General features: G+C 50.1%; 10 protein-coding genes and 1 pseudogene. All 11 read left to right on the top strand.

The genetic code is table 11. From position 1 onward, the window contains the following. Positions 1 to 141: 141 nt before the first annotated feature. A pseudogene (locus tag DUE52_RS18150) lies at positions 142 to 1,026 on the top strand (DNA primase family protein); the annotation flags it as partial. Between the two features lie 115 nt (positions 1,027 to 1,141). Further along, on the top strand, positions 1,142 to 2,434 hold the full coding sequence (locus tag DUE52_RS18145) for a DUF6371 domain-containing protein (RefSeq protein WP_179954872.1): 1,293 nt from the start codon (positions 1,142 to 1,144) through the stop codon (positions 2,432 to 2,434). 59 nt (positions 2,435 to 2,493) lie between these two features. Then, the gene (locus tag DUE52_RS18140) at positions 2,494 to 2,787 is read left to right on the top strand and encodes a hypothetical protein (protein WP_114407448.1); all 294 of its coding nucleotides are present in this window, start codon (positions 2,494 to 2,496) and stop codon (positions 2,785 to 2,787) included. Next, complete coding sequence (locus DUE52_RS18135) at positions 2,784 to 3,071, top strand: hypothetical protein (RefSeq protein ID WP_114407447.1); 288 nt, start codon at positions 2,784 to 2,786, stop codon at positions 3,069 to 3,071. The genes DUE52_RS18140 and DUE52_RS18135 overlap by 4 nt, the downstream gene beginning before the upstream one ends. Beyond that, a complete protein-coding gene (locus tag DUE52_RS18130) occupies positions 3,058 to 3,366 on the top strand; it encodes a hypothetical protein (RefSeq protein ID WP_114407446.1) in 309 nt (102 codons plus the stop codon). Before DUE52_RS18135 ends, DUE52_RS18130 begins: the two co-directional genes overlap by 14 nt. Next, the gene (locus DUE52_RS18125; RefSeq protein ID WP_114407445.1) at positions 3,359 to 3,592 is read left to right on the top strand and encodes a hypothetical protein; all 234 of its coding nucleotides are present in this window, start codon (positions 3,359 to 3,361) and stop codon (positions 3,590 to 3,592) included. The genes DUE52_RS18130 and DUE52_RS18125 overlap by 8 nt, the downstream gene beginning before the upstream one ends. Beyond that, positions 3,589 to 3,864, top strand: coding sequence for a hypothetical protein (locus DUE52_RS18120; RefSeq protein ID WP_114407444.1), 276 nt, complete (start codon positions 3,589 to 3,591; stop codon positions 3,862 to 3,864). Before DUE52_RS18125 ends, DUE52_RS18120 begins: the two co-directional genes overlap by 4 nt. Positions 3,865 to 4,013: 149 nt before the next feature. Next, positions 4,014 to 4,601 (top strand): hypothetical protein, encoded by a 588-nt coding sequence (locus tag DUE52_RS32125; protein ID WP_165840966.1) that lies wholly within the window; start codon positions 4,014 to 4,016, stop codon positions 4,599 to 4,601. 10 nt (positions 4,602 to 4,611) lie between these two features. Beyond that, the gene (locus tag DUE52_RS18110; protein WP_133299872.1) at positions 4,612 to 4,935 is read left to right on the top strand and encodes a hypothetical protein; all 324 of its coding nucleotides are present in this window, start codon (positions 4,612 to 4,614) and stop codon (positions 4,933 to 4,935) included. Positions 4,936 to 4,943: 8 nt separating this feature from the next. After that, positions 4,944 to 5,342: a hypothetical protein gene (locus DUE52_RS18105; RefSeq protein WP_114407441.1), complete on the top strand. Its 399-nt coding sequence runs from the start codon at positions 4,944 to 4,946 to the stop codon at positions 5,340 to 5,342. Positions 5,343 to 5,685: 343 nt separating this feature from the next. Continuing rightward, on the top strand, positions 5,686 to 8,187 hold the full coding sequence (locus tag DUE52_RS18100) for a tape measure protein (RefSeq protein ID WP_114407440.1): 2,502 nt from the start codon (positions 5,686 to 5,688) through the stop codon (positions 8,185 to 8,187). Positions 8,188 to 8,247 lie beyond the last annotated feature (60 nt).

Below are 8,247 nucleotides of genomic sequence, written 5' to 3'. Positions count from 1 at the left end.
GCGAAAACGAACTAAAAAAGAAGAAAAAATAGGGTAATAGTTACCTTTGTCTACTCCTCAATACCACTTATCCACAGTGGCCCAGTTTGCATCGGCGCACACGGCCCAGTATCATCGGTATAGTCACCTTACGATCCAGTAGCCGACGCTCCCAGGTTTCGAGCATTCTTAAATCGGGTGCTGCCAGATATTGATTGTCAAAAGATATTGTCCGAATACTTAGGCTATATATTCATAAGTCCCTCGAAGCTAAAGCTTGAAAAGACACTACTCCTGTACGGGTCGGGGGCAAACGGCAAATCAGTATTTTTTGAGATCGTTACAGCACTACTGGGTCCCGAAAACGTTAGCCACTACTCGCTTCAAAGCCTGACCAATGACCCGGCTTATTGCCGCGCTCACCTGGCTAACAAACTCCTGAATTACGCCAGCGAAATCAATGGAAAGCTTGAGGCTGATACCTTTAAGCAACTGGTTTCCGGTGAGCCCGTAGAGGCCCGGCTACCGTATGGGCAACCTTTTGTTTTGAAGGACTACGCAAAGCTGCTTTTTAATTGCAATGCGCTGCCAACCGATGTCGAACATACGCCCGCCTATTTTCGGCGTTTCATGATTGTGCCTTTCACGGTAACAATCCCAGAAGCGGAGCAGGACAAACAACTAGCAGATAAAATTATTCAGACTGAACTTTCAGGGGTGTTCAACTGGGTGCTGGAGGGGTTGCGCAGGTTGCTGGCTCAGGGGCGGTTTACAGAATCGCAGATGGTTAACCAGCAGCTAGAGACGTACAAGCAGCAATCCGATAATGTCCGTCTTTTTCTGGATGATGAAGGCTATCAGGTCAGTGAGCAGTACACCAGCCTGAAGGAAATCTACCGCGAATACAAAGCCTATTGCATTGAGAACAATTACAAGTTATTCAGCAACAAGAATTTCCAGCGCCAGCTAAACACAAACGGCATATTGACACAGCGAAAGAATGTCGGAAACGTTTGCTACACCAGGAAAGCAGCAGATCCTTACTGATAAAAAATGTTTTCTTCTGACCTACACTTTCTACACTTCCTACACGATTAAAAACTTAATAAATCAAACCGTGTAGGTAGTGTAGGGTGTGTAACCTAAAACAAACCATTTTTTGATGACACCTACACTACCGTATAAATTACCGAAGAAAGCAATCAAGCGAGATTGTCCCCAGTGCGGGCCAAAAAATCGGAAGACATTCAGCCTTTATGTAGAAACAGCGACCGGGGAGGCATTACCGGAGATATTCGGCCGCTGTGACCGGGAGGGGAATTGCGGCTACCACAACAGCCCCTACCACAAAGGCACCTCGGGGACAAGTTACCACGATGAGCAAAAAGAAAAGAGCGGGGGCGGGCCTATCCCGAAGGAATGGTTTCGAATGGCTGGAAAGCACAAGCGAAACGCCGTTACCCGGCAGGGGTTTATGCAAACGCTTATAGCGATGGAAGGAGCGACCCCACAGCAGGCCGAACGGGTGGCAACGTATATCTACGACCGGCAACCCGAGCAGGTTTACACACCGCCACCAATTTACACCATACCGGCTGAGGTATTCCGCCCTTCATTGGGGCATTACGATCAGAATCAATTAGCCCGGCTCCTGCGGCAATACTTCGGCTATGGTGTTGCTGATGAACTGCTGAAGCGTTTCCAGATTGGAACCTCAAGCCGCTGGCCTGGAGCCTGCGTATTTTGGTACATCGATGAACAGAGCCGTATTCGGGGCGGACAGATTAAGTTGTTTGATGGCAATTGGCACACAATCAAATACAGCAACCAGGAAGGGAAGGTATGCAGTAAAACCAGTTGGGTACATTCTGCCCTGATCCGGCGACACACCGAGCAGAAAACGCCGATACCTGAATGGTTGTCCGTATACGACGAACACGCCGAACGTTCGCCCTGCCTATTCGGACTACCTCAGCTACTAACCGCCCCAATAGATCAGCCTGTTGCCGTGGTGGAGGCTCCCAAAACCGCAATTCTCTGTACGCCCTATTTTCCAGATTACGTATGGTTAGCCGCTGGCGCTTTATCTTATCTAACGCCAGAGCGGTTGGCTCCCCTGCGTGATCGTAGCGTCACACTCTACCCTGACGCATCAACCAACGGGGTAGCCTTTGAGAAATGGAGCCAGCGGGCCGAAGAGTTGAACGCCCGCGGCTTTAAAATCAAAGTATCCGACTTTATGGAAAAGGGTACCACCACTGAACAGAAAGAGCAGGGATTTGATTTAGCTGACTTCATACTGAGCGAGTGGCCTGGCTATCCTCCGGATTGGGATATAGATCCCGGTTGTCTGCCTACTACCCGGCTTGTGCAAAGCCCTACCGGCTCAGACTGGTCCGAGATAGTCCCCGCTGAAAAGGTGTTGCGGATGGTGCCGATTGAGCGGGTGGGATAGGCGCCACAACAAATCATAAAACAGGAAAACCACTCTAAAATAGAGAAAAGTAGAAAGCCATGACAAAGTTCACAGTAGGAAAGACAAAGACCGGAGGACGGAAGCCCGGAACACCAAATAAAGTTAACAGCACGATCAAAGAGCGTATTGTCCAGTTGATCGACGACAAGTTTGATGACATAAAAGACGACCTGGACAAGCTGGACCCTGAAGACAGGGTATCTGCCTACCTGAAAATGCTGGAATATGTATTGCCCAAGCAGCGCGAAACGAAAATAGACGTGTCTAGCCTGACCGACGAGCAGATTGATGATCTACTGGAGAAAGCACTAAACAAGATGGAAAACCAATGAAAACGAATCCCGGCAATCCAAAGCGGGAATTACTCGCCCGCATCCTGAGCGGGGACACCTCCGCAGTTAAACAAGCGCAATCCACAACCGCCCGCCGAATCAATTACGATGATATGACCGATCAGCAATTGGACAGAATCATTATGCGCGGTGGCGCACCTGGGTTGACCGATGAGCAGAAGGAGCGGATATTTACCCCGACGCCTTACCCGCATTATGACTTTGATAAGCTCACCGACGATGAGTTGAACGCCATAATCAAATGTAGCCATGAAAAAGTTTAGAGCCCCCGATAACCGGCAACTACTTGCCGATCTTCTCTCAGGTAATACGCTGGCCCGTAGGCAACTCAATGAGCTACGCAAGCCGATCAAATGGCTGGGTGGGCAATGTATCTGTAAGAACGTTGACCCGGTGCCAGATGACATTGTACAGACTTCGATTACTTACCGAAATGGCACGACTATACCGCGGCACCCGTTGACATATACTGAATTTGTGAAGTTAGGTGACAGCGCCGAAAACGCGGTGCTTTGCCTGGTGATCAATACTACTCCTAAACAGCCAGACGATGAATAACAGCCAAAAGCGTAATGTTCTGATTCAATTGCTACAAGGCAACACCGGCCCCGCCCGCGCTCTGCGTTTCCTGACGCTGGACCTCGACCAGTTTACGATTGATGAACTGGATCAGTTGCGTATCTATCAGGAGGCCCGGCAGGATGATTTAGTGAGTATACCAGAACTGGAAACCGTATTCTCCCGCCCGCTGCGGTTGATTCAAACCACTAATCCCAAACTATGAAACGCTCCGATAAAGTAGCCCTGTTAACCAAAATCGTTCAGGGGAATGTAGATCCGGCCACAATAAAACGCCTGATGAATCCAGCACCAAAAGAAGCCAGCGGGGTGTTGATTATACCCGGCGATGGCCCGGCACCGGATGACACGGTAAGAGCGACCCTGACATTCTCAAACGGCAATACGAAGCAGCAGGCCCTCACTTATCAACAGTTCGAGCAACTGCCGGAAAGTACAAACAAGATACTTTTTGTTTTACCTGATAATCATCGATAACTATCCAATGAAGAGTTTTGTCCCCCGATAAAAAAGGGGTCCGGAAACCAATGAAGGTTTTTTCCGGGCCACTACACGCGTAGGTGAAGAGTTTTCTTACCCGGTAAAAAGAGCAGAATCCCACACATCCGACACTATAAAAAAGCACGTTGAGTTTTTTGAGTCAGTCACGCGAGGATGCTGAAGAGTTTTTCCACCCGATAAAAACGCGCGAGGGGTTACCGACTCAACGAGGGTTTTCCGGGAGTCATTACGAAGTTCTAACAAACATTTCACCAGGTACCGAGCCTGGTATTATAGACAAATCCTATAATATTTTAATTCTTATCGATAATACCTATCAATCCCCCACCTCTGCGGGGCTTTTTCTTTGTCCTAATTCGAGCCATGTAGTGTGCGGGGATTTTGAGCGGGTATATCAACGTAACTTCCTGATAGTAATTCATTCACGGTTACCCCCTACCGCCGAAATGTTTTTTTTAACGAACGGGAGCCGTTTCACAAACGGGGATTTTGCTGGAGCGGAATGCTGTAACTTTCTGACAGCCATTTGGCAAACGGGCAAAAACCCCTTTTTCCGGGCGGTAACTTCGACAATTCCGGATAGTGGCTTACCCATCAATCAAACGGTCACATTACGGACTGTGAATGAATTATTTTCAACCAGTGATAGCCATTTTACAAACGGCACGAAAGCCATTTTTAAGGGCGGTAAATTAGGGATTATAGCCACATAACTAACTGATTATGAAAACATCATTCCAATTTCGAGTAAGTAATCAACTTACCGAAGCGTGTAAACTCCTTTCTGAGCAAACCCGCAACCTGCAAAACCGGGCGCTGCCAATGATTGAGAGTGCAAAAATGATCGCCGAACAAACGAGCATCCTGCAAGATCGATTTGGGTCGTTACAGGCGCTGGTTAACTGGCACACCCTCACACAAAAACAGATAGAAGACGCATTCCAGGGCGTTGACACCCTCGGTGCGATAAGCAGGGGCCGCAAAGGCTTCAATCCTGCCGACCTGTTTCCTTACGCAACAATCAAAATTAACCCCACCGATAACTAACTGATCTGATGAATAAGCACGCAGGATATACAGAAATCAAATTGGCCGACGGTAGCACCGTACCCTTAAAATTCGGCATGTGGACTATGCGGGAAATCTGCAAGACGTGGAATACCGACCTGTCAGGCATGCAGGCGGTGGCCGACTCGCTACTGAAGAAAGACCCGTTTACAGCGATGTTCGATATGATCGGACCCGCTGCACAGTACGGCGCGGTAGAAGCCGGAAAGGAAGACACCAGCCGCCCCAGTGAAATGACAATCAGCCGATGGATTGACAACACAGGCGGTATGATCGGTTCGCCGGTTGTGGGGCAGGTGATGGACGCTTTTGCAAATGCAATGGGTACGGATGCGACCGCAGCGGCAGAGCTACCGGCAGGCAAAGGGGCAAGGCCGGGAAAGTAGTAAACGCCGGGGGTGCTGCCGACGGTTGGCAAAAGTCTTGGGCGGAAGTTGAATCAACAGCCTACGGGAAGTTCCGGCTTACCCCTCAGCTTTTCTACGATCTGACGCCCTGGGAGTACTGGCGACACTATGACGGCTATAACGACAAGATTTGCGAGTTATGGCGGATTGCCCGGTTTCAAGCTGCCGTAGTGCTGATGTCGGTTGCGGGAAAAAAGGCACCGTCGCCGGAAAAGCTCTTACCGCTACCGGGTGATCCTGGGTACGGGGAAAAGCAGAAAGAACTTACAGTTACCGGTGATCAATTCATCGATATTTTCTTAAAACAACACGGGGGCCGGTAATGCCGGGTAAAAACTTGTCTACACAAACATTAAGCGTCGAATTAGAAGCCAAGCTGGGCAACTGGTCGAGCAACTTGGAAAAGGCTCAATCAAAGTTAGAGCAGTTTGCTGCCCGCGCCGAAAAAGCCGGACAAACCCTGTCGGTATCACTCTCCGCGCCGTTGGGTTTTCTGGTCAAGAAGATGTCTGACGCCTTCGGGCAATCGGATTCAATGGCGCGGGGGCTGGCCACGCTGGAGAAGAACGCGGACACACTGCAAGCCCGTTTGGCCCACCTCAACGAAATAGCCAAAATGCCGGGCCTGAGTTTTGAGGGCGCAGTAGAGGGTGATATTAAGCTCCGAACGGTTTTAGAGAGTATTTACGGGATTCAGGGCGCGGCCGAAAAGTCTTCTGAGATTATGAAGCAATTCGGTAATTCGCTGGCAGTTGAGGGGAAAGGCAAAGAAGCGTTCGATCGGGTTTTGCATGGCATTCAGCAGATGTCTAACACTGAGTTTCCGTTAGGCGAAGACCTGAATATTATCACCGAAGCCGCGAGTAAAACCGTACCTATCCTAAAAGAAGCGTTCGGATCATCCCGCGCCGAAGACCTTCGGAAAATGGGAATCACCTCTAAACAGGTGATGGAAACAATGTTGAAGGGGTTAGAGAAACTACCCCGCGCGTCCGGCGGATGGAAGAACGCGCTCGAAAACATGGGTACAGCGGGCAAAAAGGCCATGGCTGATGTCTTCGGTTCGATTGATAAAGTAATGGGCCTGACTGGCCTGATGGACCGCTTATCAGGCATCATTACCAGTATGGCCGAACGCTTTCAAACCCTGTCACCGAATGTACAACGGGTTATTGCCGTTCTTGGGGGGTTGGCTATTGTCGTTCCTCCGCTATTGGTGGGACTGGGTTTTCTAACCAGTACAATTTTACCCGCTATCGGGGCCGGTTTTGCTGCGATCTTTAGCCCTATCGGGTTGGTTGTGGCTGCGGTGGCACTGGCGGTGGCTGCGGTCGTTATGCACTGGGATAAGGTAAAGGCCGCGCTCGTCAATTCTGGAGCATGGGATAAGCTGAAGACCATCGTAAAAAGCGTACTGGGTATTGTTGTTTCAATCTTCGGGGTGTTCGCGAACCTGTTGCAAGGCGATTGGGGGGCGTTATGGGAGAGCTTTCTAAACATCCTTAAAAACTCCTGGAACCTGATACTGTCGTATGTTGCGCTAGGCTTGAACGGCATGAATAAGTTGATATCAAAGGGCTTGCGGGCGATTGGCGCGAATAGCCTGGCCGATCCGTTCGACAAAGCATCTAAAACGATCGATGACTACTTAAAAAAGCTCAAATACGACGTTCCGGACGCAACGGGCAAGATTAAGAATCTATTTGACGGGCTTAATTTCGGGGGCAATCGTGATGATAAGATCCTCAAGACCGGGGGCGGTGGTGGAAAAGGGAAGGGCAAAGAAGCCGACACTTGGGCGGAACGGATGCGGAAAGACCTGAAAGCGGTCGATGACCTGATTAAAGAATTTGAAGCGAAGAATCCCGGCAAGATTGACCCTTCGCTGACGTTTATGAAGATGCAAAAAGGCTGGATTCAGGACCAACTAGGCATCAATGAGAAAACTGACCTGCCTAGCAGCACCGATATTGGCCCGGTCAAGTCAGCAGCCCAACGGTATTGGGAAGCTATTTCTAAGGGGTGGCTTACTCCGATGGAACGGGCGTTCAATACCCGGAAAAGCGACGTAGGGCGGATGTTTTCGGATGTTCACGCATCGATTGCCGCGTCGATGAACTCGGTAACCGCCCGGTTAGCGGGGGGTATATCCTGGCCGGAAATCGAGGGGCGTCTTACAACGATGCTGGCGGGGACAAAAGACGCCGTTGCAAAGTATCAGAAAATGGCCGGGGATCTGATGAGACTTCCGGAAGGAGAACGGGCCGCAGCGTTGCAATCCTGGCAGGATTTCAGCACAGGCGTCAGTGAGATTTTAAAACAGGGTATGCAGTCAGCCTTTGAAGGGATTGGGGAAATGCTCGGGCAGATACTTACCAAATCGGCCGGTATTCAGGCATTGCCGCAAATGCTGTTAGGGGTAATCGGTGGCATGGCTATTCAGTTAGGTAAACTCGCTATCGGAATCGGTATAGCGTCGGAGGGGATCAAAAAGGCATTTACCAGCCTGGGCGGGGTTGGTGCCATTGCTGCCGGGGTTGCCCTGATTGCACTTGGTACGGTTGCAAAGGCAGGGGCCGCGAAGATCGGTAATAGTGCTCCAGCACTGGCCAAAGGCGGGCTTGCCTTCGGGCCTACAATGGCCATGATTGGCGACAATCCACGCGCCAACGTTGACCCGGAAGTTGTTGCCCCGCTGAGTAAGCTAAAAAGCGAACTGGGGGGCGGTAACGGGCAAAGGGTGCAGGTTTATGGGCAAATGGATATTGGGCCGCTGGCTATTGCTTTGAAAGAATGGAACATAGCAAACACGGATCAGCGATAAGAAGGGTTAACAGTTAGGTTATGGGTTAGTTGGAGAAAGGGACCGTTTTACGGTCTTTTT

Source organism: Larkinella punicea, from assembly GCF_003334855.1.
Lineage (GTDB): Bacteria > Bacteroidota > Bacteroidia > Cytophagales > Spirosomataceae > Larkinella > Larkinella punicea.
The sequence above is the reverse complement of the archived record's forward strand: the minus strand, read 5'-3'. Positions and strand labels throughout refer to the sequence as shown.

Coding starts and splice junctions, on each gene's coding strand:
- DUE52_RS18145 (WP_179954872.1), top strand. CDS start 1,142: ATGACACCTACACTACCGTATAAATTACCGAAGAAAGCAATCAAGCGA.
- DUE52_RS18140 (WP_114407448.1), top strand. CDS start 2,494: ATGACAAAGTTCACAGTAGGAAAGACAAAGACCGGAGGACGGAAGCCC.
- DUE52_RS18135 (WP_114407447.1), top strand. CDS start 2,784: ATGAAAACGAATCCCGGCAATCCAAAGCGGGAATTACTCGCCCGCATC.
- DUE52_RS18130 (WP_114407446.1), top strand. CDS start 3,058: ATGAAAAAGTTTAGAGCCCCCGATAACCGGCAACTACTTGCCGATCTT.
- DUE52_RS18125 (WP_114407445.1), top strand. CDS start 3,359: ATGAATAACAGCCAAAAGCGTAATGTTCTGATTCAATTGCTACAAGGC.
- DUE52_RS18120 (WP_114407444.1), top strand. CDS start 3,589: ATGAAACGCTCCGATAAAGTAGCCCTGTTAACCAAAATCGTTCAGGGG.
- DUE52_RS18110 (WP_133299872.1), top strand. CDS start 4,612: ATGAAAACATCATTCCAATTTCGAGTAAGTAATCAACTTACCGAAGCG.
- DUE52_RS18105 (WP_114407441.1), top strand. CDS start 4,944: ATGAATAAGCACGCAGGATATACAGAAATCAAATTGGCCGACGGTAGC.
- DUE52_RS18100 (WP_114407440.1), top strand. CDS start 5,686: ATGCCGGGTAAAAACTTGTCTACACAAACATTAAGCGTCGAATTAGAA.